Source organism: Komagataeibacter sp. SM21 (assembly GCF_041402665.1).
GTDB lineage: Bacteria > Pseudomonadota > Alphaproteobacteria > Acetobacterales > Acetobacteraceae > Komagataeibacter > Komagataeibacter saccharivorans.
The window spans coordinates 342638-366985 of sequence record NZ_JBGLOV010000002.1; the positions used below are offsets into that span (position 1 = coordinate 342638).

Genomic DNA, 24348 nt, shown 5'->3' on the forward strand with positions numbered 1-24348 from the left:
ATCGCATGCGTATATCGTCTGACAGAACATGTTCCCTGTAATCAGGAAAGCTGAAACCGGCACATGGGTCAGGCCCCTGCATCGCGTGGATGAGCGCAGGCTGTCGTGCCATGGGTCTGTTACCCATAAGGTGGCAGGGGCAACAGACTGGAAAATATACGTATAAAAAAAGGGGCAATGCATTTCTGCATTGCCCCCTTTCCGTGCGCATACCCCAACCCGCGCAGGCGGGCCGGAGCGTGCGGCAGGATCAGCCCTCGGCGTTACGGCGACGGATCGCGGCACCCAGAATGTCACCCAGCGATGCACCGCTATCGGACGAACCGTAGTCAGAGATCGCCTGCTTGTCTTCCTCGACCTCACGGCCGCGGATGGTCAGGGCCAGCTTGCGCGCGGCGCGGTCAACCGAGACGATCTTCGCATCGACGCGTTCACCAACGGCGAAACGCTCCGGACGCTGGTCAGCCTTGTCACGGGCCAGTTCCGCACGGCGGATGAAGCCGGTCAGAACGTCGTCAACCTTCACCTCGATGCCGTTCGCCTGAACAGCAGTCACGATGCAGGTCACGATCGCGCCCTTCTGCACCTTGCTCAGGGTGTCAGCAGCGGGGTCTTCCTGAAGCTGCTTGATACCGAGCGAGATGCGCTCCTTCTCCACGTCCACATCCAGAACCTTGGCCTTTACGACCTGGCCCTTCTCGTAGTGGCTCATGGCGACTTCGCCCGCCTCGTCCCAGGACAGGTCGGACATGTGAACCATGCCGTCGATGTCCGCGGACAGGCCGATGAACAGGCCGAATTCGGTGATGTTGCGGATCTCGCCTTCCACCACGGAACCAACCTTGTGCTCCTCGGCGAACTGCTCCCACGGGTTGCGCTGCACCTGCTTCAGGCCCAGCGAGATGCGGCGCTTCGCGCTGTCCACATCCAGAACCATCACATCGACTTCCTGCGAAGTGGCGACGATCTTGCCCGGATGGACGTTCTTCTTCGTCCAGGACATTTCGGAAACGTGCACCAGACCTTCGACGCCCGGCTCCAGCTCCACGAATGCACCGTAATCGGTGATGTTCGTGACGCGACCGGAGTAGCGCGCACCCGGCGGGTACTTGATCGCCACGTTTTCCCACGGGTCAGCTTCAAGCTGCTTCATGCCCAGCGAGATACGCTGCGTGTCGGGGTTGAAGCGGATGACCTGCACGCGGACGGGCTGGCCAATCTGCAGCGCTTCGGACGGGTGGTTGATGCGCTTCCATGCGATGTCGGTCACATGCAGCAGGCCATCGACGCCGCCGAGGTCCACGAACGCACCGTAATCGGTGATGTTCTTGACCACGCCGTCGAGGATCATGCCTTCCTTCAGGCCCTGGATCAGCTCGCTGCGCTGTTCCGCACGGGTCTCTTCCAGAACCGCACGACGCGAGACGACGATGTTGCCACGCGCACGATCCATCTTCAGGATCTGGAACGGCTGCGGCACGCCCATCAGCGGGGTCACATCGCGCACGGGGCGGATATCGACCTGGCTGCCGGGCAGGAACGCCATCGCACCGCCCAGATCGACGGTGAAGCCACCCTTGACGCGGCCATAGATGGTGCCGTTGACGCGCTGGTTGCCTTCGAACGCCTTTTCAAGGTTCGACCAGGCTTCCTCGCGGCGGGCCTTTTCACGCGACAGGACGATGGACCCGTCACGATCTTCGTACCGCTCGACGAACAGTTCGATAACGTCACCCGGCTTGACGTCGGGGGATACGCCCGGCGGACCGAATTCCTTCAGGGCGACGCGCCCTTCGCTTTTCAGGCCGACATCGACGATCGCGTATTCATCCGTCAGGCGGACGACGCGACCCGTGACAACGGAACCGTCAAATGCGGAATCCCGACCGAGAGTTTCCTCAAGAAGGGAGGCAAAGTCCTCGCCACCCTTATAATCGGCGACGGGCTGTGTTGTGGCTGAAGCCATGGGCTACTCGTAAATCCTGTAACCACATTCACCCCGATGGGGCATGTGGACAATCCTGCGCCCCCGACCGCCCCGCATGCGCGGGATATATTGGGAACGGCTTGCCCGGCGCATGTGCCGCGACACGGTCGCGGCCCGCCTGATGGCCAGTGAATGAACGTCATGCCCCGGCACGCGTACGCGCGGGGCATATACCGGTGTGCACAGACACCCTATGGATGGCGCATGTCAATAAAAACCATGAGCAGGACAGATAGTTCCCGCACAAAAGCGCCCTAGCGCGTCATGCGCGCCACGATCCGCAGGGCCTCGGCCAGTACTTCATCGGCGTCAAGCGTGTCGGTTTCGATACGCACCGCATCATCGGCCATGCGCAGCGGGGCGGTGCTACGGCTGGAGTCCGCCGCGTCGCGTGCCACGATTTCCTGTTCCACGCGGGCGATCTGCTCCGCCCGGTCCGGCGCATGGGGATCGCTGGCAAGCTGTTCCCACCGCCGTTCAGCGCGCGTGCGGGCCGAAGCGGTAATGAACAGCTTCACCGTGGCATCGGGGAAAATGACGGTGCCGATGTCACGCCCGTCCAGCACGGCCCCGTGTTCACCGGCAAAGCGGCGCTGCACGTCAACCAGCACACGGCGTACGGCGGGCTGGGCGGCGACAAGGCTGGCTGCACGGTCCACTTCCGGCACGCGCAGGTCGGTGCGGCTGAGGTCCTCCAGACCGACGCTGGCGGCAAATGTCTCCGCCGGGGCATGCTGCGGGTCGAGACCGGCGTCGATCATCCGCCGTCCGGTCGCGCGGTAAAGCAGCCCGGTATCAAGGTAAGGCAGGTCCAGCGCCTGCGCCAGCCGCCGCGCAAGGGTGCCCTTTCCTGCCGCGGCAGGACCGTCAACCGCTATGACCAGGCGGCGCGTCATGCCGCAAGCCCGGCGCCGATGCTGTTCATCAGGGCCACGAAACCGGGGAAGCTGGTGTCAATAAACGCCGTATCATCCACGCTTACCGGGCTGCTGGCGGCAAGCCCCATGACAATCGCGCTCATGGCAAGGCGATGGTCCATGCGGGTCCGTACCAGACCGCCACCGGGGATGGCCCCGCCCGTGCCATGCACGATCATGTCATCACCCACCACATCCACCTTCACGCCGTTGGCTTCCAGCAGGGCGACGGTCGCGGCAAGACGGTCGCTTTCCTTCACGCGCAGTTCCTCCAGCCCGCGAAAGCGCGACTGCCCCGTTGCATGGGCCGCCGCAACCGCCAGAACCGGATATTCGTCAATCATGGACGGCGCGCGCGTGGCAGGCACGTCCACGCCATGAAGTGCGCCTGCCGTGACGGTGATGTCGCCCACAGGCTCGCCACCTTCCACGCGTTCATTGCTGATCGCCAGATCGGCACCCATTTCCCGCAGCGACGTGAACAGGCCCGTGCGCAGCGGGTTGAGGCCGACGCCCTGCACGACCACCTTCGATCCCGGCACCAGCAGGCCCGCGACCAGCACGAACGCCGCCGAGGACGGATCGCCCGGCACCACGATATCCTGCGCCACCAGTTCCGGCCGCCCCTGAAGGGTGATGACCCGACCGCCCGCGCCCATTGGCTCCACCCGCACGGTGGCCCCGAAATGACGCAGCATGTTTTCGGTATGGTCACGAGTCGCGACCGGTTCTTCCACCCGCGTCTCACCCGCAGCGTTCAGTCCGGCCAGCAGCACGGCGGATTTCACCTGAGCGGACGCCACCGGCAGACGATAGGACAGCGGGGCGGGATCGCCATTGCCCTGAATGGCCAGCGGCAGGCGACCGCCCTGACGTGACAGGAAAACGGCGCCCGTTGCGGCCAGCGGGTCCATGACCCGCTTCATGGGGCGGCCACGCAGGCTGGCGTCCCCCGTCATGACGGATGTGAAGCCATGGCTGGCCAGAATACCTGACAGCAGGCGTGCGGCGGTGCCGGAATTGCCCATGTCCAGCACATCATCGGGTTCGCGCAGACCATCCAGCCCACAGCCCTTTACCGTCCACTCGCCCACGCCGTCGCGGATGATGTCGGCGCCAAGCGCGCGCATGGCGTCGGCGGTGCGCAGCACGTCCTCGCCTTCCAGAAGGCCGGTAATATGGGTCGTACCACGTGCGAGGGCCGCAAACATCAGGGCGCGGTGGCTGATTGATTTGTCACCGGGCACATGGATCGAACCGGACAGGGGCGCGCGCGGGGCATGAACCGTCAGCGCGCGGACGGAAGATGGGGCATGATCGGTTTTCATAACGCATCCCATTCCGTATTCCGGGTGGCAAAGTCAATCGCAGATCGGCATGATTGTGGGGTGGCGTCCGCCCGGCGTTTGACATTATACGCACAAACTGGCATGGGGCTGCGCCTTTCGCCACGTCCCGCTATTGTGGCTTCCTTCATCATTACAACAGGATCGACAGGTTCAAGATGGCCCAGCCCAACCTCGGCACCAAACGTGTCTGTGTCTCCTGCAGCGCCCGTTTCTACGATCTGAACAAGAATCCGGCCGTCTGCCCGAAATGTGGTGCGGAACAGCCCGTGGAAGCGCCCCGCGTGCGCCGCCCGGCTGAAATCATTCCCGAATCCAAGGCCAAGGCCGGGGATGACGCCCTCGACAACGACGTGGACGTCGATCTGGACACCGACGCGGATGAAGACGCGGATGCGGTCCTGCCCGACGATGCGGGGCTTGATGATGACGACGATGACGACATCAGCAGCGCCGATATCGACGTGAAGACCGACAAGGAAGACCACGACAACTGACCGATCCGGCCCGGGCATGTCCCGGGCCGTTTTGCATCAGGCGGCGGGGTTACGGCGCTCGATCTCGACGCCGACCGATTCGGCATCGTCAAAAATATCCAGTTTCTCGACCCGCACGCGGGTTATGCGCACGCGCCTGTCCGCCAGCACGCCCTGCGCGATTCGCTCGGCCAGCGTTTCCACCAGCGCGACATGGCCCTGCGCCACCAGTTCACGGATCAGCAGCACCACACGTTCATATGATACGGTGCGCTCCAGATCGTCCGCGCCTACCCCCTGCATCACATCATCGGCAACACCGAAAGCCACGTTGACGCGGATGCGCTGGGTCACGCCCTGTTCATGCTCGAACACGCCGATATGGGCATCCAGCACCATGTTGCGCACGAACAGGCAGCGCAGCGGTTCGGGTTCATTCCATGGGGGCAGCACGAACATGGCGGTTTCCGTTGGTTTGGGTAGTCAGGTCCGGGGTGGCGCCGGCGACCATTGCATATGCTGGCCGCCATCAAGGGCGAGCATCTGCCCCGTGACGGAAGGCAGGCAGAGCAGCGACAGCGCCGCGCGCGCGACCTCGTCCGGGGTGGCGACATACCCTAGCGGCACGGAAGCACACTGGCGGGCGAACTGGTCCGCACTCTGCCGTGGCGTGGGCAGGACGGGACCGGGACCAATGGCGTTCACGCGAATATGATGGGGTGCCAGCGCCAGCGCCATGGTCTGCGTCAGCGTCCATAACGCGGCTTTCGAGACCGTATAGCTGACAAAATGCGGGGTCAGTGACCAGACCCGCTCATCCAGCATGTTCAGCACCATTCCCGCCGCCGGTGGGGCAGGCTGGCGGGCAAAAGCCTGCATCAGCACGAAGGGCGCACGGGTATTGGGTTCGATATGGGCATCCCACCCTTCACGGGTGGCGTTGTCCCATTCATCGCGCTGGAACAGGCTGGCATTGTTCACCAGCACGCCCACGGTGCCCATGCTGCGTGTCACTTCGGGCATGAGCGCGCATACCGACGGTTCGGACGCCAGATCGGCCTGAAACAGACCTGCATTCTGCCCCAGAGCACGAATTTCGGCTGCGGTTTCAACAGCAGCCTGCGCCGATTCGTTGTAATGGAGGGCGATGTCAAAGCCCGCGCGGGCCAGTTCCAGCGCGATGGCACGACCCAGGCGCGCCGCGCCGCCCGTAACCAGCGCCACGCGGGGAATTTCAGCCGGAACGGGCCAGACCACGCGATCGGTCATGCTGGCCTGCGCGCCATGATCGCGGCGGCAAGGGTGCCGTCATCCAGCACATCCAGCGCGCCCCCGACCGGTACGCCCTGCCCCACCCGGCTGATCCTTACGTCAAAACGGGCCAGCCGTTCATGCAGCCAGTGCATGGTCGTCGCCCCTTCCACCGTCGCACCCAACGCCAGAATGACCTCACGCACGCCACCTGCGGCAATACGGTCAAGCAGGGGCTGAACATTCAGGTCATCCGGCCCGGTGCCGGACAGCGCCGACAGCGTGCCCCCCAGAACCTGATAGACGCCGCGATGCACCCCGGCGCGTTCAAGCGCCCACAGGTCGCCCACATTTTCCACCACGCAGACCAGCCCCTCGTCACGTGACGGATCGACGCAGATGGCGCAGGGGTCGGACGTATCCAGATTACCGCACTGTGAGCAGGTGCGTACCGCATGCGCGGCCTGCGCCAGCGCATCGGCCAGTGGCAGCATGCGCGCCTGTGGCTGGCGCAGAAGCGCCAGCGCCGCACGGCGGGCCGAACGTGGCCCCAGCCCCGGCAGGCGACCGAGCAGGGTCACAAGCCGGTCGATTTCGCCCCTGCCGCTCATGCCCTACCGTCCATTCCTGTGCTGCATGCAAAAGATCAGAACGGGAATTTCATCCCGCCGGGCAGGTTCAGACCGCCGGTGACCTTCTTCATTTCCTCACTGGCGGTGGTATCGAGCTTCTTGCGGGCGTCGGCGCTGGCGGCAAGGATCAGGTCCTGCAGCATTTCCATTTCCGTCGGGTCAGCCAGCTTGGGGTCGATATGAATGGACTTCATGTCGCCCTTGCCGTTCATGGTGATGGTGACCATGCCCGCGCCCGCACTGCCTTCGATCGTCATGCCTTCAAGCTTGGCCTGCATTTCTTCCATGCGGGCCTGCATCTGGGAGGCCTGCTTCATCAGACCGGCAAGATTTTTCATGTTCTGTTTCTCTCCTCAGGCAAAATCATCTGTGTCCAGATCGTCCTCTTCTACCAGATCGGCATCGAGAGGGGCGAATTCGAGATCGGGCGCCAGTGTCTGGGACACCATTTCTTCGGGTGGCAGACCGTAATCATCAAGGGCATGGTCCGTGACCTCCCCCAGTCGCGCAGTGGGGAAGACCTGCATCGCGGCCTGCACCAGCGGATGGGCCTGCGCCGCCGCACGGTGAAGCTGGATGATCTCCGCCCCCTGTTCGGCCAGTGTGGCCTCGCCCTCCTCCTCGGACTGGCGGACCTGCCATGCCGGATCGCCGGTTCCTTCGCGCAGCACGGTTTCCAGCCGCCGGGCAAGGCCGGGCAGGCTGTTGCGTTCGACCCGGATCGTGACCAGCGGTGGCGCGAAGGAGACCAGATGCGTGGCGTGACGCAGATGTCCATGCAGCATGGCGTCACGACCGGACACAAAGGCCACGGCCTCGCGCCATGTACGCGGCGCGGTTACCTGTTCGGGTTCGGGCTGCACGATTTCCGCACGTCCCACTTCCGGTACCGGATGCGGCGTGCCTTCAACACGCATGCCACCATTGGCGACCATGCGGATTTCGCGGTCCCCATCACGGCCACCCGATATGGCCGCGCTACCCTGCGCGCCCTGTCCGTTCACGGAAGCATTCGGGGGGGCCGCGGAAACCTGCACGGGGGCCGCTGCCGCGTCCTGCCCCATGATCCGGCGCACCAGATCGCCCGGTGGCGGCAGGTCGGCCACGTAACACAGCCGGATCAGGATCATTTCAGCCGCCTGCCTGCGGTCGGGCGCCTGTTCGACTTCCGCAAGGCCCTTCAGCAGCATCTGCCATGTCCGGCCCAGAACCGGAACAGGCACACGTTCGGCCAGTGCGGCGCCGCGCTGACGTTCTGTTTCCGGCAGGTCGGGATTATCCCGCAGGGCCGGAATCGCCTTGATGCGCGAAATCGTATGCACCAGTTCCAGCACGTCACCCAGCATTACGCCCAGATCGCCGCCGCGTTCATATACATCGGTGGTGATTTCCAGCGCGCGCTCGGGCTTTCCTTCCAGCACGGCATCAAGCAGGTCGAATATCAGCCCGCGATCAGCCAGTCCGAGCATGTCGGCCACAAGATCCATGCCGATGGGGGCGGCATCCGTGCCGCCTTCTCCATCCAGCGTGCCCTGGGCTATGGCCTGATCCAGCAGCGACAGGCCATCACGCACCGATCCGTCCGCCGCGCGCGCGATCAGCGACAGGGCATCGGGCGTGAAACGGACGTTCTCAGCCTGCGCTATGCGGTCGAAATGTGCGGCAAGCGCCACCTGCGGCACGCGGCGCAGGGCAAAGGTCTGGCAACGCGACAGGACCGTGACCGGCACCTTGCGCAGTTCGGTGGTCGCAAAAATGAAAGTGACCTGCGCGGGCGGTTCTTCCAGCGTCTTGAGCAGCGCGTTGAACGCGTTGCGCGAGAGCATGTGGACCTCATCGATGATGAAGACCTTCATCCGCCCCTGCATGGGACGGAATCGGGTTGCCTCGATGATTTCACGCACATCGTCCACGCCCGTACGCGATGCGGCGTCCATTTCCAGCACATCGGGGTGACGGTCCGCCAGAATGGCCACGCAGTTGGGGCAGACGCCACATGGGTCGGCCGTCGGGCCACCCTGCCCGTCCGGCCCGGTGCAGTTGAGCGCACGCGCGATGATCCGGGCCGTTGTGGTCTTGCCCACGCCGCGCACGCCCGTCAGCATGAAGGCATGCGCCACACGGCCCAGCGCAAAGGCGTTGCGCAGGATGCGGACGGTGGTTTCCTGTCCGATCAGGTCATCAAATGTCGTGGGGCGATATTTGCGGGCCAGCACACGGTAGGGCGTGGCGGCAGCGGCTGCCGGTGGCGGCGATGGTGCGTCGCCAAACAGGCCGGGGCCATCTGCGGGCGGCGCAGGCAACCCGGCCTCCTCGGAACGATCCTGATCCGACGGGACGGTCATTGATGCATCCGGACTGGAGAAGGGACAGTCACGCGGGGCGCGCGACGGCGACACGAAAACTGTCGGGTGGAAGACCGGCCATAACCCGGACGAAACTCACTATGGCTGCTTCCTTCCGGACCTGACCAGGTTAGCAAGGTATCCGTCTACAACCGATCTCCCGAGCGGGTTCTAACACATACACCCGCCCCATGCACAAGGGGGTGATGAAAAAATACCCCCGCCCCTTATTCCCCCACGGCCGCGCCGGACTGATGGCGCATGTCCGCGCCGCCATAATAGCGCATGCCGCCCGCCTTACCGATGCGCGGCCCACCGGCGAGGATGGTTTCAGCCAGTCCCCACGGGGCATGCTCCTCGATCGTGTAGCCTTCATGCGTCAACTGGCGCGTAACGGCGGGCGACAGCGCCCCATGTTCCACCTGCACCACATCTGGCTGCCACTGCTCATGGATGCGCGGCAGGTCAACGGCCTGCTGCACGTCCAGCCCGTAATCGACCACGCCCAGCAGGACGGACAGGACGATGGTGGGAATACGCGACCCACCGGGGCTGCCCATGACCAGAACCGGCTTGCCATCACGCGAAACAATGGTTGGCGCCATGGAGGAAAGCGGTGTCTTGCCCGGTGCGATGGCGTTGGCGGCACTGCCGACAATGCCGAACATGTTCGGCTGGCCCGGACGGCTGGAAAAATCGTCCATTTCATCATTCATGATGATACCGGTCCGTCCCGCCACGACGCCGGAACCAAACCAGCCATTGAGGGTATAGGTCACGGCGACAGCCATGCCATCCCTGTCAGCGATGGAATAATGGGTCGTTTCTTCTTTCTCGCCTTGCGCACTACCGGGATGCAGGCTGGCGGAAGGAACCGCGCGGTTGAGCGGAATATATTTGCGGACTTCCCCGGCATAGGCCGGGTCGGTCAGGTGCTGGATCGGATTGTTGACAAAGGCGGGATCGCCCAGTTCCTGCCGGTCGGCATAGGTGTGGCGCATGGCCTCCACCTCGCGCTGCACGCTGGCTGCGGTATGCAGGCCGAGCGCATGCATGTCATAGCCGGACAGGATGTTCAGCATCTCGCACAGCGCCACACCACCGCCGCTGGGCGGGGGAGCCGTATCGATATGATAGCCCCGGTATTCGCAGGTCAGCGGCGCCATGAAGCGCGTATGGTAACTGGCGAAATCCTTTCGTGCCAGAATGCCGCCGCCCTTCTTGCTGCTGTTGACGATTTCACGGGCGATGGGTCCATTATAGAATGCCCGCGCGCCATCCCGCGCGATCCGTTCCAGCGTATGGGCCAGATCGGCCTGCACCAGCCGCTCCCCCGCCACGAGGGGCGTGCCATCGGCATGCAGGAAAATCCTGCGCGCATAGGGATCGCGGGCAAAGGATGCAGTCGCGAGGTTCAGCAGATCGACATCGCTCTGTTTGAGGATGAAGCCGTCACGCGCCAGCGCAATGGCGGGGGCCATGACATCCGCACGCGAAAGCCTGCCCCAGCGGTCATGCACCTGTTCGATTCCCGCCACGGTGCCGGGAATCGCCACGGCCCGCCATCCGGCGGTGGATGCGCCGGGCATGACCTGTCCCGATGCGTCCTGATACATCGTGGGCGTGGCACGCCCCGGTGCGTGCTCACGAAAATCAATGAAAGTGACATGCCCGTCGGGCGTGCGCAGCGTCATGAAGCCGCCGCCGCCGATGTTCCCGGCAGCGGGATAGACCACCGCCAGCGCATAGGCGACGGCCGCAGCCGAATCCACCGCGTTGCCGCCGCGCGCCAGAATGTCCGCCCCCACCCGTGATGCGATATCCTGCGCACTGACCACCATGCCATTCTTGCCCGGCGTCGGCGCAAGTCCGACAGCCTGCCCCGTGCGCGTGGTTTCAAATGCCAGCGGGTCCGTCGCCGCCTGCCCCACGGCAGGCAAGGTCAGGGCGAGGCACGAGAAAAGGACGGCACGGTACCGCAGGCCACGAGAAAAAGGCATGGAAGCTCCCTTCGTGTTTTTACGCTCCTGCAGACAGGGGAAGACCCTTACAACGCTGCGGGATAGGGCGGGCAGGTAAACCCGGCAGGAGAAAGGGTAAAGACCTCGCACCCGTCTTCCGTCACGCCCAGCATGTGTTCGAACTGGGCTGACAGGGAGCGGTCGCGGGTGACGGCTGTCCACCCATCATCAAGGATCTTTACATCCGGACGCCCGATATTGAGCATCGGTTCGATGGTGAAGAACATGCCCGGACGCAGCACCAGCCCTTCGCCGGGGCGGCCGTAATGCAGCACGTTCGGGGCGGCGTGGAAGGTCCGCCCGATTCCATGACCGCAGAAATCCCGCACCACGGAAAAACGCCGCGCCTGCGCATAGGTCTGGATGACATGACCGATATCGCCCAGCGTCGCGCCGGGCCGGACCGCATCGATGGACAGCATCAGTGACTGATATGTCGCCTCAATCAGTTTCTGGGCTTTCAGGGAGACATTGCCAACCGTGTACATCCGGCTGGTATCGCCGTACCAGCCATCAAGGATGACGGTCACGTCGATGTTCAGGATGTCGCCGTCCTTCAGCGCCCGGTCGCCGGGAATGCCATGGCACACCACATGATTGATCGAGATGCAGCTTGACGCCGGATAGCCGCGATAGCCCAGCGTTGCCGGAACCGAGCCATTGGCGATCATGAAATCATGGATCAGCCGGTCCAGTTCGCCCGTGGTCACACCCTCACGCACATGCGGGGTGATCATGTCCAGCGTACGGGCCGCAAGCTGGCCCGCCGCGCGCATACCGGCAAAATCCTCCGGCGCGTGGATCTTTACCCCGCCGCCCTGCATATCGCCTTCCATGCCGTCATCCTTTCCTGTACTCGACACATGACCACCCGCCAGCGGTCATGAATGCACGACAGGAACCTGCCTGAACCGCAAACCAGCCGCGCCGGATAGATAATGGGGTTCCTATACAGCGCCCGGTAGCCGATGTCAGCTTCGCGCCTTCGCATGGACATGCGTGGTATGGGCTACATGCCCCATCCCCACCAGATGCACGCGCGCATGCGCCGTCGCCGTGGTGGTCGCATGCCCGCGCCGGAAGCGCGTGAAGGATGCGGGAATGGCCGGCGCTTCCGCCACCTGATCCGCACCGCCGCCATGCAGGCGGGCGGACGCCAGCCTCAGGCCCTGAATACCATGGTGCGTCGCCACCGCATGGCTGCTGGCGCGCGCCAGCAGAAGCGGACGGGTGACAGGCCGGGCAACGGGGGCCACGCCTTCCGCCTGGAAGCTCTGGTCCAGCAGGTCGGCCATCATCTTGTTACGGCGGTTATTGGACGGCGCGCCCATGACCACCCCGATCAGGCGGACATTGTCCCGCACGGCGGAGGTGACAAGGTTATGCCCCGCCTCGTCCGTATAGCCCGTCTTGAGACCGTCGGCCCCGGGATAGGCACCCAGCATGGGGTCGTGATTGGGCACGGTCCGCCCATGAAAGTAGAAGCCGGGCACCGCGAAGTAATGATAATATTCGCCGTAGTCGACGATCAGGTGCCGCGCCAGAACCGCGAGATCCCGCGCCGATGTCATCTGTTCCGGATTCGGCAGGCCGGATGCATTGCGGAATACGGTGTCATACATGCCAAGCCGACCGGCTTCGCGCGTCATCATCGCGGCGAAACGGGTTTCATCCCCCCCGCCGAGGAATTCACCCAGCGCGCAGGCGGCATCATTGGCGGACTTGGTCACCAGCGCCAGCACGCCCTGTTCCACCGTCAGGTGCGAACCGGGCCGCAGCCCCAGCTTGGACGGTTCCATAGACGCCGCATGGGCCGAAACCGGCATGACCTGATCCAGCGTAACCTGCCCTGTCCGCACGGCCTTGAAAGTAAGGTAGAGCGTCATAAGCTTTGTAAGGCTGGCGGGATAACGCCGCAGGTCGGGGTCCTGCTGGGACAGCACCGCCCCGGATTTCGCATCGACCACGATGGTGCTCATCTGGCCGACATACTGGGCGTGGGCCGCGTGCATGCCCCCAAGTCCAACGGAAAGCCCGACGGTGCATGCAACCTTCAGGCGGGAAAAACGGGTCATGGAAAGGCGGCTCATGGGATGGCGAAACCTGCGCGTGCAATAATCATCATACGGTTTCCGAATGCACGGTAGTTATCCGGCATCCCTCCATCCATTCATGGGTTGCTTGGCTGCAACCATACTAAAAGAAAGGTTTTCTATTCGTCCAGAGCGTATTTATGATGTTGTGCGACAACACGGTGACAGCGTGCCCCAGGAACGGGACATAAAAATTCCTTCCGTCCGGGGCCACGCGCCCCTTTCAACCAGCGGCCAAGTTCCAATATGGTAACTGTCATGTCTGCTATCGCCCGATCCTCCCTGCCCCGCCCCGTGCCGCATGGCCGCACGGAAAGCCTCCGTCCATGCGGACACGGCGGCAACACGCCACCGCGCCGTAATGGCGGACAGGATTCCCCGCCCGGAAACGATGATGGCATGATCGATGTTGTCATCCGCACCCGACCACAGACCCGCAAGCCGGCGATGTACAAGGTGCTGATGCTGAACGATGATTATACCCCGATGGAATTCGTGGTGCATGTTCTGGAACGCTTTTTCCAGAAAAACCGCGAGGAGGCGACAGACATCATGCTGCATGTTCACAAACGCGGTGTGGGTGTGTGCGGGGTCTTTACGTATGAGGTTGCCGAAACCAAAGTAACACAGGTGATGGATCTGGCCCGCCAGAACCAGCACCCGCTGCAATGCACCATCGAGAAGGACTGACCCCCACGGACAAGCGCATCATACAGCCCCCGTCGCGATCCGGTCGCGTTCCATGGCATTTTGTGCTGGCATTTCCACCGCAACAGGGCAAGGATTGTCCTGACTTACCGGTTATGATCTCCGGGGCCCGGGTGGCCCCTCTGGAAAAAGGAGCGTCTCGGCATGTTGTCACGTAATCTTGAACAGACGCTTCACCGTGCGCTGACATTGGCTGGCGACCGCCGGCATGAATATGCAACGCTTGAGCACCTCCTCCTCGCGCTGATTGATGATCCGGATGCCGTGACGGTATTCCGCGCCTGTGGCGTGGATCTGGCCAAGCTGCGCACCGACCTGACAGACTTCCTTGACAAGGACCTTGCGGGACTCGCCGCCGACCGTACGGTTGACCCCAAGCCCACCGCCGCCTTCCAGCGCGTGATCCAGCGCGCCGCGATCCACGTCCAGTCGACCGGGCGTGATGAGGTGACGGGCGCAAACGTTCTGGTGGCCCTGTTCGCCGAACGGGAAAGCCACGCCGTCTATTTCCTGCAGTTGCAGGACATGACGCGGCTGGATGCGGTCAACTTCATTTCCCACGGCATCGCCAAGGCGCCGGACCGCTCCACGCGCCGTCCCGTCGCGGGCAGCACGCCCGAAGGCAGTGAAAACGAGGAACGCGGCAAGACCGGGCAGAAAAGCCAGGATGCGCTGTCCACCTACTGCACCAACCTTAACGAGAAGGCGCAGGACGGCAAGGTCGATCCCCTGATCGGCCGCGACTCCGAAATCGAGCGTACGATCCAGATCCTGTGCCGCCGCACCAAGAACAACCCGCTCTATGTGGGTGATCCGGGTGTGGGCAAGACCGCCATTGCCGAAGGGCTGGCCAAGCGCATTGTCGAAGGTGACGTGCCGGAAGTGCTGCTTCATTCCACGATCTACTCGCTGGACATGGGCGCATTGCTGGCGGGAACGCGCTACCGCGGTGATTTCGAGGAACGGCTGAAAGCGGTCGTGACCGAACTGGACAACAACCCCGGCAGCATCCTGTTCATCGATGAAATCCATACCGTCATCGGCGCAGGGGCGACATCGGGCGGGGCGATGGATGCGTCCAACCTGCTCAAGCCCGCCCTTGCGGCAGGCACGCTGCGCTGCATGGGTTCGACCACGTACAAGGAATACCGCCAGCATTTCGAAAAGGACCGCGCACTGGTACGCCGGTTCCAGAAAATCGATGTGGCGGAACCCTCGGTCGATGATGCGGTCAAGATCCTGCGCGGGCTGAAGGTCAATTACGAAAAGCACCACAAGGTGCGCTACACCGATGATGCGATCCGGGGTGCGGTGGAACTGTCCGCCAAATACATCCATGACCGCAAGCTGCCCGACAAGGCCATCGACGTGATTGACGAGGTTGGTGCATCGCGCATGCTGGTGCCTGAAAACCGCCGCCGCAAGACGGTCACGCTGAAGGACGTGGAGGACATCGTCGCAAAGATTGCGCGTATTCCGCCCAAGAGCGTTTCGACGGATGACAAGGAAACGCTGCGTTCGCTCGAACGCGACCTCAAGGGCATGGTTTATGGGCAGGACAAGGCGATCGAGGCGCTTACCGCCGCGATCAAGCTGTCCCGCGCCGGACTGCGCGACCCGGAAAAGCCCATTGGCAACTACCTGTTCTCCGGCCCCACGGGTGTCGGCAAGACGGAAGTGGCCAAGCAGCTTGCCAGCACGCTGGGTATCGAACTGATCCGTTTCGACATGTCGGAATACATGGAGCGGCATTCGATTTCACGGCTGATTGGTGCACCACCGGGTTATGTCGGCTTCGATCAGGGTGGCCTGCTGACGGACGCCATCGACCAGCACCCGCATGCGGTCCTGCTGCTTGATGAAATCGAAAAGGCGCATCAGGATCTGTATAACGTGCTGCTGCAGGTGATGGATCACGGGCGGCTGACCGACCATAACGGCAAGACGGTGGACTTCCGTAACGTGGTCCTGATCATGACGACCAACGCAGGCGCTGCGGACCTGAGCAAGGAGGCGATCGGTTTTGGCCGCACCTCCCGCGAAGGGGACGACGAGGATGCGATCAAGCGCATCTTCACGCCCGAATTCCGTAACCGGCTTGATGCGATCATTCCCTTCGCCAACCTGTCGCCCGAAGTGGTGGACCGCGTGGTGGAGAAGTTCATCTTCCAGCTTGAGGCCCAACTGGCGGACCGGAACGTGATGATCGAGATTTCGTCGGCCGCGCGGGAATGGCTGGCGGAACGTGGCTACGACCGCCTGTATGGCGCACGCCCCCTGGGCCGCGTCATTCAGGAACACATCAAGAAGCCGCTGGCGGAAGAACTGCTGTTCGGCAAGCTGACCAAGGGCGGGGTCGCCAAGATCACGCTCAAGGACGGGAAGCTGGATTTCGAATATATCTCCCAGGCGGAAAACGCCGCTACGGAAGGTGACGAAGGCGATAGCACCCGCGAAGAAGAAGCCGCTGACTAAGCACTTCTGCCATTATTGAACACCGAACAGGAACAGGGGCCAGAAATGGCCCCTGTTTTTGTATAATCCCCTGTTCGGGCCATAAGGGAATCCATGCTGACCGCCACTATCTACATCCCCGCCGCCTTTGCCGAAATCTGCGGCTGTTTCTGTTTCTGGGCGTGGATGCGCCTTGGCCGTTCGCCACTGGTGCTGTTGCCGGGCTGCCTGTCGCTGGTGCTGTTCGCGTGGCTGCTGACATTCAGCCCGGCGGATAATGCCGGGCGGGCCTATGCCATTTATGGTGGTGTCTATATTGCCGCCAGCCTGATCTGGTCATGGCTGGTGGAAGGACTGCCGCCTGACCGCTGGGATATGGGCGGGGCGGCAATCTGCCTGCTGGGGGCTGCGGTCATCCTGCTGGGTCCGCGGGCCTGACTGCGCATCCCCCTGTGGGAGTGCCGGAAATAATCTGTGTTTCCTGATGATTTCCCGACCATCCCCAAGGCTGGCTTTTACTGGTAACGCGTGCCGTTGACGATCACATAGCCTTCAACGGGCCAGTTGCGCCCCGTGCCGTGGTGGGTCCAGTCGATACCCTGACTGCGTGGGCTGTCATAATAATAACGTCCCAGCACATCGGCCTGATCGCCCTTGGCGACCCATGGCCATGACGGTGCCGTCATGCGGTCCAGATCAGACACGATGCGGATGGATACACCGTGTCCCACATCGACATAGAAATATCCGTGCCAGCCGCTGCGGGTCCGTTTAGCGGTCGATACCGCGATCACGCGCCCACAGACATGCTCGACCCGGTCGGGATGACGGCCCGTCGTGCTTTCCGCGGCTTCCACATCGGACAGGAATCTGGCGTCATCGCAGGTGGATGGCACGGAACCGACATCGGGCATTTCGGTCTGCCGTGACCTTTCACGACTCCGCGCATCGGCGGATGGGGCGAATCCTGCCTGCAGCGCGAGCGCCATCGCCAGACCTATCGCCCCACCTGTTCGCCACCGTGCCACCATCACACCCGTTCTCCATCCTGTATGTCAGATGGCACCGTTTTGCGGGGCACAGCGGCGCGCGTCAATGAAGTGCGCCCTGCCTGTTGTCCGGCGCTTCGGCCAGAAGCTTCTGGCGGGCCTTTTTCATCTCCGCTTCCATGGCGGGATCGGATGCGGGCATCTTCAGATGCAGCTTTTCCAGTGCATCAATCATGACTTCGATCACGACCAGCCGTTCAAACCATTTCTGGTCGGCGGGTACGACAAACCACGGCGCGTCAGGATGGGCGGTACGCCGGATCGCGTCTTCATAGGCGCGCTGGTAGTCATCCCAGTACTGACGTTCATGGATATCGGCGGGGGAGAATTTCCAGTTGCGAGAGCGATGGTCGATCCGGCGCAGGAAACGCTGGCGCTGTTCTTCCTTGGACAGATGCAGGAAGAATTTCAGTACGATTGTGCCCTGCCGGGCCATATACTGCTCGAAATGACTGATGTCCTGGTACCGGTTTTCCCAGAAACTGTCCTGCTTGCGCAGGGTTGGCGGCAGGCATTCATGGTCCAGCAGTTCGGGATGGACGCGCGTGACCAGCACTTCCTCATAATGGCTGCGGTTGAAAATACCGATCCGGCCCGCGGACGGGGCTGCCAAATGTTCCCGCCACAGATAGCCGTGCGCCAGTTCGACCGGACCGGGCTGCTTGAACGACGTGACACTGACGCCCTGCGGGTTGACGCCGGACATGACGTGTTTAATCACGCCGTCCTTGCCGCCCGCATCGAGGGCCTGCAGCACAACCAGCACTGACCATGTATTGTTCGCGTACAGCAGGGCCTGTAGCCGCGTAAGTTCGCGCACCCGTGCCTTCAGCAGTTGCTTGCCGGTTTTCTTGTCCAGACCGAATGCTTCCGCAGCACGCGTGGGACAGGCGGACAGGGAGAAATCATGCCCGTTATGGACCGCGAAACGACGGGCCAGCTTTTTGCCGATATCCTTGTCGCTCATGCTCATTCCTTCATACCGCGCGCCACGGAAAGGCCACCGGCGGACTGGCAGACCGGCATCAGTTCTATTTCATTGATATTGACGTGGCGGGGCAGCGACAGCACCCATGCAACGGTTTCAGCTATGTCGGCAGGCTGAAGCGGCTTTGTATCAGCATAGACGGCGGCGGCCTTCGCATCGTCACGCAGGCGGACATTGCTGAATTCGCTGCCACCGCACATGCCCGGCTCCAGATTGGTCGCCCGCACGTTATGACCCAGCAGGTCGCAGCGCAGGTTACGCATGAACTGGCGCACGAACGCCTTGGTCGCGCCATACACATTCCCGCCGGTATAGGGATAGATGCCCGCCGTACTGCCCAGCGAGATGACATGCCCCCTGTCACGCGCCACCATGCCGGGCAGCAGCACGCGGGTCAGTTCGACCATGCCCGTCACGTTGGTGGAAATCATGCCCTGCCAGTTGGCAATGTCGGCGTCCTGCGCCTTTTCCATGCCCAGCGCCAGACCGGCGTTGTTGACCAGAACGTCCACATCGCGCCAGCCATCGGGCAGGCTGCCCGGCAGGGCCGCGATGGCCGCCGCGTCATCCATGTCGAGACGGAAGGGAAGCAGGTCCGGGCCAAGCTGCCCCGCCAGTTCATCAAGACGTTCCTGCCGGCGGCCAGTTGCGATCACGCGGTAGCCATCGTGGATAAGGCGTTCCGCAATCGCCTTGCCCAATCCGGCGGTGGCACCGGTTACCAGTGCAATCTGCTTCATCGGGATTCTCCTGCTTGCATGGAAGGTGGAAGCCCAGCCTTGCATATCGCCAGCCTTCCGTCATGGGGCATATCATCGCCACAAGATGCCCGCGATAGTTGCAAATATAAGGCGGATCAGGTTCTATGGTGGGGTATGGCTTCCTTCACAATACCTTCAGGCTGCAGCCTGACCGGCCACCTGCTGGTGGCAACCCCGGCCCTGACCGATCCCGCCTTTGCGCGCAGTGTCGTGTATCTGTGCGCCCACACGCCTGAGGACGGGGCGATGGGCCTTGTCGTAAACCGCCGCCTGTCACAGCCTGTTCTGGACGATGTGCTTGAACAGCTTGGCATCGCCCCCGTACCGCCACGCCGCCGCATCAACCTGTGCGCGGGCGGCCCGATGGATAACGGGCGCGGATTCGTACTTCATACGTCGGACTGGAGCGGGGATGGCAGCCTGCCGGTAGACCGCACCACCACGCTGACCGCCAGCCTTGACGTGCTGCGCGACATAGCCGACGGCAACGGCCCCGCCCACGCGCTTCTGGCCATGGGGCATGCAAGCTGGGAAGCGGGCCAGCTTGAAGACGAGATGCTGCACCACAATGCGTGGATCACCGCGCCGGCGACTGAAAACATCGTGTTCGGTCCCGACCATGACGCCAAATGGCGACAGGCGCTGGCCAGCGTGCGGATTGATCCCGCATGGTTCAGCGGGGCCGCCGGTCACGCCTGAACGACGCGCGCCCTTCCCTACCAGCGTAGGGAAGGCACGCAGGCCACCGGGGCGAGCCCCGCAGACGTCGCTTCGGCCACCGCAAGGTCATAATCGGCGTTACGGCCATGTTCCCAGCTACCACCCAGCATTTCCTGATGGATGCCGCCCAGTACCCAGCAGCCATCAATGCCCACGGTGGCCGCACCCCGCATATCGGTTGCCAGCGCATCGCCAACCGCCAGTACGCGATCGGACGGCACATCCAGCAGTGACAGCGCCAGACCATAAACTTCCGGATAGGGTTTGCCGATCCAGCGCACCGCACAGTCCCGGCTTTCATACCAGCTTGCCATGGCCCCGGCGCAGATCAGGCGCACGTTGCCGCGAATGACCTGCTGGTCCGGATTGGCGCAGATCATGGGCAGCTTATGGGCGGCGCACTGTTCCAGAATGGGGAGGTAGGGGGCAATGTCCTCCTCCCCCAGTTCCGCATCCGGCCCGGTGTTAAGAACAAAATCAGCATGGGCGGGATCGGTCACGATATCGAGGTCCAACCCCGCATAGACATCCACATCCTTGTCGGGGCCAAGATGCAGCATGCGCCGCCCAAGCCCCGCGAACCACGCATCCTTGCGGGCCGCCAGCATCCGGTGCGTACACTCGCCACTGGTCATGATCGCATCATACAGATCGGCCGTAACACCCATGCGGCGCAGCCCCGGCTCCACCGTGGCCGTGCGGCGCGGGGCGTTCGACAGCAGCACCACGCGGCGACCCGCCGCACGCAGCCGACCAAGACAGTCCAGCACGCCGGGATAGGGCGCGACACCGTTATGCACAACGCCCCACAGGTCCAGGATGAAGCCGTCATACCTGTCCGCCAGACCGGCCATCCCGTCATGCCACTTCATGTCAGGGCGGTTCCCTTCGCATCGGCCAGGGTCTCGAACCCTTCAGCACGCAGCGCACGCAGGGTTTCCGCTTTCAGGCGGCGAAGGATACCCGGCCCTTCATAGATATAGGACGTATAGATCTGCACCAGATCCGCCCCGGCCCGCACGCGATCAAGAATATCGGCGCCGGTTTCGATACCGCCGGAGGCGACCAGCGCCACGCGCCCGTTGGCGACCTTTGCCACCCGGGTCAGCATGTCCTGCGCCAGTGCGCGCAGCGGGCGACCGGACAGGCCACCGCTTTCACCCGCATGGGGGCTGAGCAGCCCTGCGGGACGCGAAATGGTGGTATTGGACACGATCAGACCCTGCGCGCCACCTTCAATGGCGGCTTCGACCACGCCCGGCACATCGTCATGCGCGATATCAGGCGAAATCTTGACCAGCAGTGGCGGACGTTCGGGATGGGCGGTGTTGATCGCATCCAGAATGCCCTTCAGCCGCGATGCTTCAAGCAGGTCGCGCAGGCCCGGCGTGTTGGGGGAAGACAGGTTGATTACGATATAATCGGCATAATGCTTAACGCGCCCGACCAGCATGGGGTAATCGCGCTCGGGATCCGCGCCGGTTTTATTGATGCCCAGATTCGCGCCCACCGGCACCTGCGCACCGGGCGCGCGACGCGGGGAGGACACACGGTGCAGGCGCGCCAGACGCACGGCAAAGCGGTCGATGCCCTGATTGTTGAAACCCATGCGGTTGATGATGGCGCGGTCTTCCGTCAGGCGGAACAGACGCGGCTGCGGATTGCCCGGCTGCGGACGCGGGGTGACGGTGCCCGCTTCGACAAAGCCGAAACCGGAACGTGTCAGGGGACGGACCACAAGGGCATTCTTGTCAAAACCGGCCGCCATGCCGATGGGATTGGGAAAACGCAGCCCCATGGCGCGGACCGACAGGGCCGGGTCATCGTTACCGGGGCAGGATACGCCGCCCAGGCCAAGTTGCAGGGCGTCAAGGGCGATACGATGGGCGTCCTCGGGGTCCAGGCGCTGCATCAGGGGCAGGATCATACGCGACATGATATTCATGGGTGGGATTGTTGCCGCAATTCCGCCGCCGGGGAAAGGGGCAACTACTCACGCACCGTCTTTGTCGCGTCCACATGCGCGGGTGGATCGGCAGGAAAGCGGATCAGGTAATAGGGCGGCACGCGCAGGTCATGTCCGCCATTGAAGCTGGCTAACCGGTTCCACTGCCCCAATGTGCAGTAGACCATGCCACCATCGACAAATATGCCATCGGGTGACAGCACGCGCGGGTCATGCACCATGGTGTCAAAGCTGCCATCGACATTGCGCCGGAAAATGGCGTCATGTTCAAAATTGGTGGTGTAGATGCGGCCCTGCGCATCAGTTGCCAGACCATCGGCCACGCCCTTTTCGCCAAGGTCGCGGATACCGGCGGCAAGCTGTTCGTCGGTTCGGGAAAAATCGGCCAGCAGGCCGGTGGGAATGGCGTATAACCGCCTGCTGGTCAGCGGACTGTAATACAGTGTGGCACTGTCGGGTGACAGCGTGATGCCATCCACCCCGCCCGATACGAAACCGGGTGGATGCGCGGGCGGGTCGAACACCAGCGGACGCCCTTCCACCACCGCCATGAAGCTGCGTTCGGCCTGAATGGAAGGATGACTGGCCAGTACACGGCGCTGGCGGCCCGTGGCTACATCCACCACGACAAGGGCGGGCGACATCCCGAACGAAGAATCGGTAACGTAAACCGTGCCCTGCGCGCCATGCGTCAGGTCCACCCGCAGGTCGTTCATGTGACTGTCGGGCAGAAGGACGGGGGCACGCAGGACGATGCGGGCGAAGACACGATCGGTTGCAGGATCGATGCCAACAATCTTGGCGGCGCCGGGCGCAAGAGGCTGCCCCGCCAGCTTGCCATCATCAATCAGCCATAACCGGCCCTGCGTATCGGTGGTCATGCCATGAACGGACATGAGCCGCGTTGCGGGCGGACGATCGGAAGGCAGGCTCTGCGCCGCATCGGGATAGGGATAAAGACGCCCGTCCTTCAGTTCCCCCAGCGTGGCCCCCCGGTGATTGACCGCATGGCGGGGGAAGCCCACAAAAATACGCCCGTGCGTCACCGCGATACCGGACGGACCCGGACCATCGAACCGGGCCACGATCTCGAACGGACCGGACGGGGCCGCGCCATGGTCGTGATTGATGGCGTCACGCGCCGGTTCCGTCGCATGGGCGATGGTCCCCGCCCCCAATGCCAGCGGAAGGGGTGCAAGCAGCAGGCTGCGCCGGTGCATGGACATTCTTACGGCTCCCTTCCTTTACTACGCGCTTCATTCATGCCCCTTCCCCCGGTTCGGGCAACCGCGGGACATGGCAATGGCGCTTCACAATCAGTTCAGGGGCAGTGACGCCGGGGCCGCGCCACCGGTCGTCGTGCGCCTGACCGCCGCGACATCCGATGGACTGACCGGCGGTGCGTTGTTGCCCCATGCCGCGCGGATGAAGGTGACGGTATCGGCCACGGCCTGATCGTTCATGCGGGCGGCAAAACCGGGCATGACAAAGGCGGACGGTGTCTGTCGCGTTGCACGCAGGGTATTGCCAGCCAGCACGATGCGGATAAGCGAATCCGGTGTCGGGTCCATCACCACGGGGTTCCCGGCCAGTGGCGGGAACGTGGTGGGATAGGCCCGCCCGTCGGTCCGGTGGCATGCGGCACAGTTATCGACATACAGCCGCGCGCCGCGTGCCGATACATCCCCCCCGCGCAGGGCATCAGCCGCCGCGGGATCGTAAGTCCAGCCTTCCGCCATGGGGGTAAGGGGCGAGAGGGTTTTCAGGTAGCGCGCAATCGCAAGCTGGTCCTGCGGTGTCATATGCTGCGTGCCATGGGCGATGGCGTCCGTCATGCCGCCAAAGGCCGCACCCAGCGGCATGCGCCCCGTGGCGAGGAAGCGTACGATGTCCTGTTCATTCCACCGCCCCAGCCCCGTGCGGTTGTCGCCCCGCAGGCTGACAGGCCGCCACCCATCCACCGGTCCGCCACCCGACAGGTAGAGCGTGCCGTCCACAGCCGTCAGGGCCTTTTCCTGCATCGTCACGGCACGGGGCGTATGGCAGGCCCCGCAATGCCCCGGCCCTTCGACCAGATAACTGCCACGCGCCACCAGTGGGTCGGGGAAAGTACGCGCCCCTGACTGCTGCAATGCATCACGCGGGTTGGGTGCGAACAGCCAGCGCCATACCGCCAGCGGCCAGCGCATGGAAAACGGCCATGTCATGCCATCCTGCACCACCGCATGGGAAACCGGTTTCACGCCCTGCATGAAATAGACATACAGCGCATGCAGGTCCTCGTCCGTCATGCGCGCATAGGACGGATAGGGCATGGCCGGGTACAGGGTCGCGCCATCGCGCCGGATGCCCTGCCGGACCGCACGGATAAATTCGGCTTCCGAATACCGACCAATGCCGGTCCGCGCATCAGGAGTGATGTTGGGCGCGTATAACGTGCCGGTGGGCAGGTGAAACTCAAGCCCACCGGCAAAGGGCGCTTGACCGGGCACGGTGTGACAGGCTTCGCAATCCGCCGTCCGGGCTACATACGCGCCGCGTTCGCGCACATCGTCATCCGCCCGCGCGGCCGCTATCCCTAGCGAGAGGAACGCGATCATGCCCGCAACAGGCAGCCGCATCCATGACACAGTT

At 63.3% G+C, this 24348-nt stretch carries 23 protein-coding genes and 1 other RNA gene; 5 read left to right on the forward strand and 19 right to left on the reverse strand.

Going from position 1 to position 24348, the window contains the following annotated elements; translation table 11 throughout:
* Positions 1-250 precede the first annotated feature (250 nt).
* The 3 genes from rpsA to aroA all read right to left on the reverse strand — a co-directional run bounded on the left by rpsA (position 251) and on the right by aroA (position 4232).
* Positions 251-1966: a 30S ribosomal protein S1 gene (gene rpsA / locus ACBR42_RS03605; protein WP_102323131.1), complete on the reverse strand. Its 1716-nt coding sequence runs from the start codon at positions 1964-1966 to the stop codon at positions 251-253.
* A 275-nt stretch (positions 1967-2241) separates the two neighbouring features.
* Complete coding sequence (cmk, locus tag ACBR42_RS03610; protein ID WP_102323130.1) at positions 2242-2883, reverse strand: (d)CMP kinase; 642 nt, start codon at positions 2881-2883, stop codon at positions 2242-2244.
* Positions 2880-4232: a 3-phosphoshikimate 1-carboxyvinyltransferase gene (gene aroA / locus ACBR42_RS03615; RefSeq protein ID WP_102323129.1), complete on the reverse strand. Its 1353-nt coding sequence runs from the start codon at positions 4230-4232 to the stop codon at positions 2880-2882. Before aroA ends, cmk begins: the two co-directional genes overlap by 4 nt.
* Before the next feature lie 176 nt (positions 4233-4408).
* Here aroA and ACBR42_RS03620 point away from each other — a divergent pair, with 176 nt between their 5' ends.
* Complete coding sequence (locus tag ACBR42_RS03620; RefSeq protein ID WP_162900446.1) at positions 4409-4747, forward strand: TIGR02300 family protein; 339 nt, start codon at positions 4409-4411, stop codon at positions 4745-4747.
* A 36-nt stretch (positions 4748-4783) separates the two neighbouring features.
* Here the strand turns inward: ACBR42_RS03620 and folB are convergent, their stop codons facing one another.
* From folB to ACBR42_RS03665, 9 genes are all read right to left on the reverse strand, one after another.
* A complete protein-coding gene (gene folB / locus ACBR42_RS03625; RefSeq protein ID WP_371207289.1) occupies positions 4784-5185 on the reverse strand; it encodes a dihydroneopterin aldolase in 402 nt (133 codons plus the stop codon).
* A gap of 24 nt (positions 5186-5209) precedes the next feature.
* On the reverse strand, positions 5210-5995 hold the full coding sequence (locus tag ACBR42_RS03630; protein ID WP_371207290.1) for an SDR family oxidoreductase: 786 nt from the start codon (positions 5993-5995) through the stop codon (positions 5210-5212).
* Entirely contained in the window at positions 5992-6588 is a 597-nt protein-coding gene (gene recR / locus ACBR42_RS03635; RefSeq protein WP_102323125.1) for a recombination mediator RecR, read from the reverse strand. The genes ACBR42_RS03630 and recR overlap by 4 nt, the downstream gene beginning before the upstream one ends.
* A gap of 35 nt (positions 6589-6623) precedes the next feature.
* Entirely contained in the window at positions 6624-6947 is a 324-nt protein-coding gene (locus ACBR42_RS03640) for a YbaB/EbfC family nucleoid-associated protein (RefSeq protein WP_102323124.1), read from the reverse strand.
* A gap of 15 nt (positions 6948-6962) precedes the next feature.
* Positions 6963-8954 carry a DNA polymerase III subunit gamma/tau gene (locus tag ACBR42_RS03645; RefSeq protein ID WP_371207291.1) on the reverse strand — a complete coding sequence of 664 codons (1992 nt, stop codon included), beginning with the start codon at positions 8952-8954 and terminating at the stop codon, positions 6963-6965.
* A gap of 66 nt (positions 8955-9020) precedes the next feature.
* Positions 9021-9115: signal recognition particle sRNA small type (gene ffs, locus ACBR42_RS03650), an RNA gene on the reverse strand.
* A 66-nt stretch (positions 9116-9181) separates the two neighbouring features.
* Positions 9182-10954, reverse strand: a complete 1773-nt coding sequence (gene ggt, locus ACBR42_RS03655; RefSeq protein ID WP_102323122.1) for a gamma-glutamyltransferase — start codon at positions 10952-10954, stop codon at positions 9182-9184.
* 47 nt (positions 10955-11001) lie between these two features.
* Positions 11002-11811 (reverse strand): type I methionyl aminopeptidase, encoded by an 810-nt coding sequence (map, locus tag ACBR42_RS03660; RefSeq protein ID WP_118962923.1) that lies wholly within the window; start codon positions 11809-11811, stop codon positions 11002-11004.
* Positions 11812-11946: 135 nt separating this feature from the next.
* Positions 11947-13065, reverse strand: coding sequence for a D-alanyl-D-alanine carboxypeptidase family protein (locus ACBR42_RS03665; protein WP_102323120.1), 1119 nt, complete (start codon positions 13063-13065; stop codon positions 11947-11949).
* 261 nt (positions 13066-13326) lie between these two features.
* On the opposite strand from ACBR42_RS03665, the gene clpS reads away from it, so the two are divergent.
* From clpS to ACBR42_RS03680, 3 genes are all read left to right on the forward strand, one after another.
* Complete coding sequence (gene clpS / locus ACBR42_RS03670; protein WP_243705329.1) at positions 13327-13758, forward strand: ATP-dependent Clp protease adapter ClpS; 432 nt, start codon at positions 13327-13329, stop codon at positions 13756-13758.
* 162 nt (positions 13759-13920) lie between these two features.
* Positions 13921-16251, forward strand: a complete 2331-nt coding sequence (gene clpA / locus ACBR42_RS03675; protein ID WP_102323119.1) for an ATP-dependent Clp protease ATP-binding subunit ClpA — start codon at positions 13921-13923, stop codon at positions 16249-16251.
* Between the two features lie 93 nt (positions 16252-16344).
* Complete coding sequence (locus ACBR42_RS03680; RefSeq protein WP_102323118.1) at positions 16345-16668, forward strand: YnfA family protein; 324 nt, start codon at positions 16345-16347, stop codon at positions 16666-16668.
* Positions 16669-16745: 77 nt separating this feature from the next.
* Here the strand turns inward: ACBR42_RS03680 and ACBR42_RS03685 are convergent, their stop codons facing one another.
* The 3 genes from ACBR42_RS03685 to ACBR42_RS03695 all read right to left on the reverse strand — a co-directional run bounded on the left by ACBR42_RS03685 (position 16746) and on the right by ACBR42_RS03695 (position 19007).
* Positions 16746-17144, reverse strand: a complete 399-nt coding sequence (locus ACBR42_RS03685; protein ID WP_243705357.1) for a hypothetical protein — start codon at positions 17142-17144, stop codon at positions 16746-16748.
* 178 nt (positions 17145-17322) lie between these two features.
* The gene (locus ACBR42_RS03690) at positions 17323-18246 is read right to left on the reverse strand and encodes a polyphosphate kinase 2 family protein (RefSeq protein ID WP_371207292.1); all 924 of its coding nucleotides are present in this window, start codon (positions 18244-18246) and stop codon (positions 17323-17325) included.
* 2 nt (positions 18247-18248) lie between these two features.
* Positions 18249-19007, reverse strand: coding sequence for an SDR family NAD(P)-dependent oxidoreductase (locus ACBR42_RS03695; protein ID WP_110546631.1), 759 nt, complete (start codon positions 19005-19007; stop codon positions 18249-18251).
* Positions 19008-19142: 135 nt separating this feature from the next.
* Here ACBR42_RS03695 and ACBR42_RS03700 point away from each other — a divergent pair, with 135 nt between their 5' ends.
* Positions 19143-19727: a YqgE/AlgH family protein gene (locus ACBR42_RS03700; RefSeq protein WP_102323114.1), complete on the forward strand. Its 585-nt coding sequence runs from the start codon at positions 19143-19145 to the stop codon at positions 19725-19727.
* Positions 19728-19744: 17 nt separating this feature from the next.
* On the opposite strand, the gene ACBR42_RS03705 is transcribed toward ACBR42_RS03700, so the two are convergent.
* The 4 genes from ACBR42_RS03705 to ACBR42_RS03720 all read right to left on the reverse strand — a co-directional run bounded on the left by ACBR42_RS03705 (position 19745) and on the right by ACBR42_RS03720 (position 24335).
* Complete coding sequence (locus ACBR42_RS03705; RefSeq protein ID WP_371207293.1) at positions 19745-20620, reverse strand: TIGR01459 family HAD-type hydrolase; 876 nt, start codon at positions 20618-20620, stop codon at positions 19745-19747.
* Positions 20617-21693, reverse strand: coding sequence for a quinone-dependent dihydroorotate dehydrogenase (locus tag ACBR42_RS03710; RefSeq protein WP_282757437.1), 1077 nt, complete (start codon positions 21691-21693; stop codon positions 20617-20619). The genes ACBR42_RS03705 and ACBR42_RS03710 overlap by 4 nt, the downstream gene beginning before the upstream one ends.
* A 44-nt stretch (positions 21694-21737) precedes the next feature.
* Positions 21738-22934, reverse strand: a complete 1197-nt coding sequence (locus tag ACBR42_RS03715; RefSeq protein ID WP_371207321.1) for an L-dopachrome tautomerase-related protein — start codon at positions 22932-22934, stop codon at positions 21738-21740.
* A gap of 96 nt (positions 22935-23030) precedes the next feature.
* On the reverse strand, positions 23031-24335 hold the full coding sequence (locus tag ACBR42_RS03720; RefSeq protein ID WP_371207322.1) for a c-type cytochrome: 1305 nt from the start codon (positions 24333-24335) through the stop codon (positions 23031-23033).
* Positions 24336-24348 lie beyond the last annotated feature (13 nt).

Bases quoted from the DNA above. Each gene is read 5' to 3' on its own strand.
- rpsA (WP_102323131.1), bottom strand. From the start codon at position 1,966: ATGGCTTCAGCCACAACACAGCCCGTCGCCGATTATAAGGGTGGCGAG.
- cmk (WP_102323130.1), bottom strand. From the start codon at position 2,883: ATGACGCGCCGCCTGGTCATAGCGGTTGACGGTCCTGCCGCGGCAGGA.
- aroA (WP_102323129.1), bottom strand. From the start codon at position 4,232: ATGAAAACCGATCATGCCCCATCTTCCGTCCGCGCGCTGACGGTTCAT.
- ACBR42_RS03620 (WP_162900446.1), top strand. From the start codon at position 4,409: ATGGCCCAGCCCAACCTCGGCACCAAACGTGTCTGTGTCTCCTGCAGC.
- folB (WP_371207289.1), bottom strand. From the start codon at position 5,185: ATGTTCGTGCTGCCCCCATGGAATGAACCCGAACCGCTGCGCTGCCTG.
- ACBR42_RS03630 (WP_371207290.1), bottom strand. From the start codon at position 5,995: ATGACCGATCGCGTGGTCTGGCCCGTTCCGGCTGAAATTCCCCGCGTG.
- recR (WP_102323125.1), bottom strand. From the start codon at position 6,588: ATGAGCGGCAGGGGCGAAATCGACCGGCTTGTGACCCTGCTCGGTCGC.
- ACBR42_RS03640 (WP_102323124.1), bottom strand. From the start codon at position 6,947: ATGAAAAATCTTGCCGGTCTGATGAAGCAGGCCTCCCAGATGCAGGCC.
- ACBR42_RS03645 (WP_371207291.1), bottom strand. From the start codon at position 8,954: ATGACCGTCCCGTCGGATCAGGATCGTTCCGAGGAGGCCGGGTTGCCT.
- ggt (WP_102323122.1), bottom strand. From the start codon at position 10,954: ATGCCTTTTTCTCGTGGCCTGCGGTACCGTGCCGTCCTTTTCTCGTGC.
- map (WP_118962923.1), bottom strand. From the start codon at position 11,811: ATGGAAGGCGATATGCAGGGCGGCGGGGTAAAGATCCACGCGCCGGAG.
- ACBR42_RS03665 (WP_102323120.1), bottom strand. From the start codon at position 13,065: ATGAGCCGCCTTTCCATGACCCGTTTTTCCCGCCTGAAGGTTGCATGC.
- clpS (WP_243705329.1), top strand. From the start codon at position 13,327: ATGTCTGCTATCGCCCGATCCTCCCTGCCCCGCCCCGTGCCGCATGGC.
- clpA (WP_102323119.1), top strand. From the start codon at position 13,921: ATGTTGTCACGTAATCTTGAACAGACGCTTCACCGTGCGCTGACATTG.
- ACBR42_RS03680 (WP_102323118.1), top strand. From the start codon at position 16,345: ATGCTGACCGCCACTATCTACATCCCCGCCGCCTTTGCCGAAATCTGC.
- ACBR42_RS03685 (WP_243705357.1), bottom strand. From the start codon at position 17,144: ATGCCCGATGTCGGTTCCGTGCCATCCACCTGCGATGACGCCAGATTC.
- ACBR42_RS03690 (WP_371207292.1), bottom strand. From the start codon at position 18,246: ATGAGCGACAAGGATATCGGCAAAAAGCTGGCCCGTCGTTTCGCGGTC.
- ACBR42_RS03695 (WP_110546631.1), bottom strand. From the start codon at position 19,007: ATGAAGCAGATTGCACTGGTAACCGGTGCCACCGCCGGATTGGGCAAG.
- ACBR42_RS03700 (WP_102323114.1), top strand. From the start codon at position 19,143: ATGGCTTCCTTCACAATACCTTCAGGCTGCAGCCTGACCGGCCACCTG.
- ACBR42_RS03705 (WP_371207293.1), bottom strand. From the start codon at position 20,620: ATGAAGTGGCATGACGGGATGGCCGGTCTGGCGGACAGGTATGACGGC.
- ACBR42_RS03710 (WP_282757437.1), bottom strand. From the start codon at position 21,693: ATGAATATCATGTCGCGTATGATCCTGCCCCTGATGCAGCGCCTGGAC.
- ACBR42_RS03715 (WP_371207321.1), bottom strand. From the start codon at position 22,934: ATGCACCGGCGCAGCCTGCTGCTTGCACCCCTTCCGCTGGCATTGGGG.
- ACBR42_RS03720 (WP_371207322.1), bottom strand. From the start codon at position 24,335: ATGCGGCTGCCTGTTGCGGGCATGATCGCGTTCCTCTCGCTAGGGATA.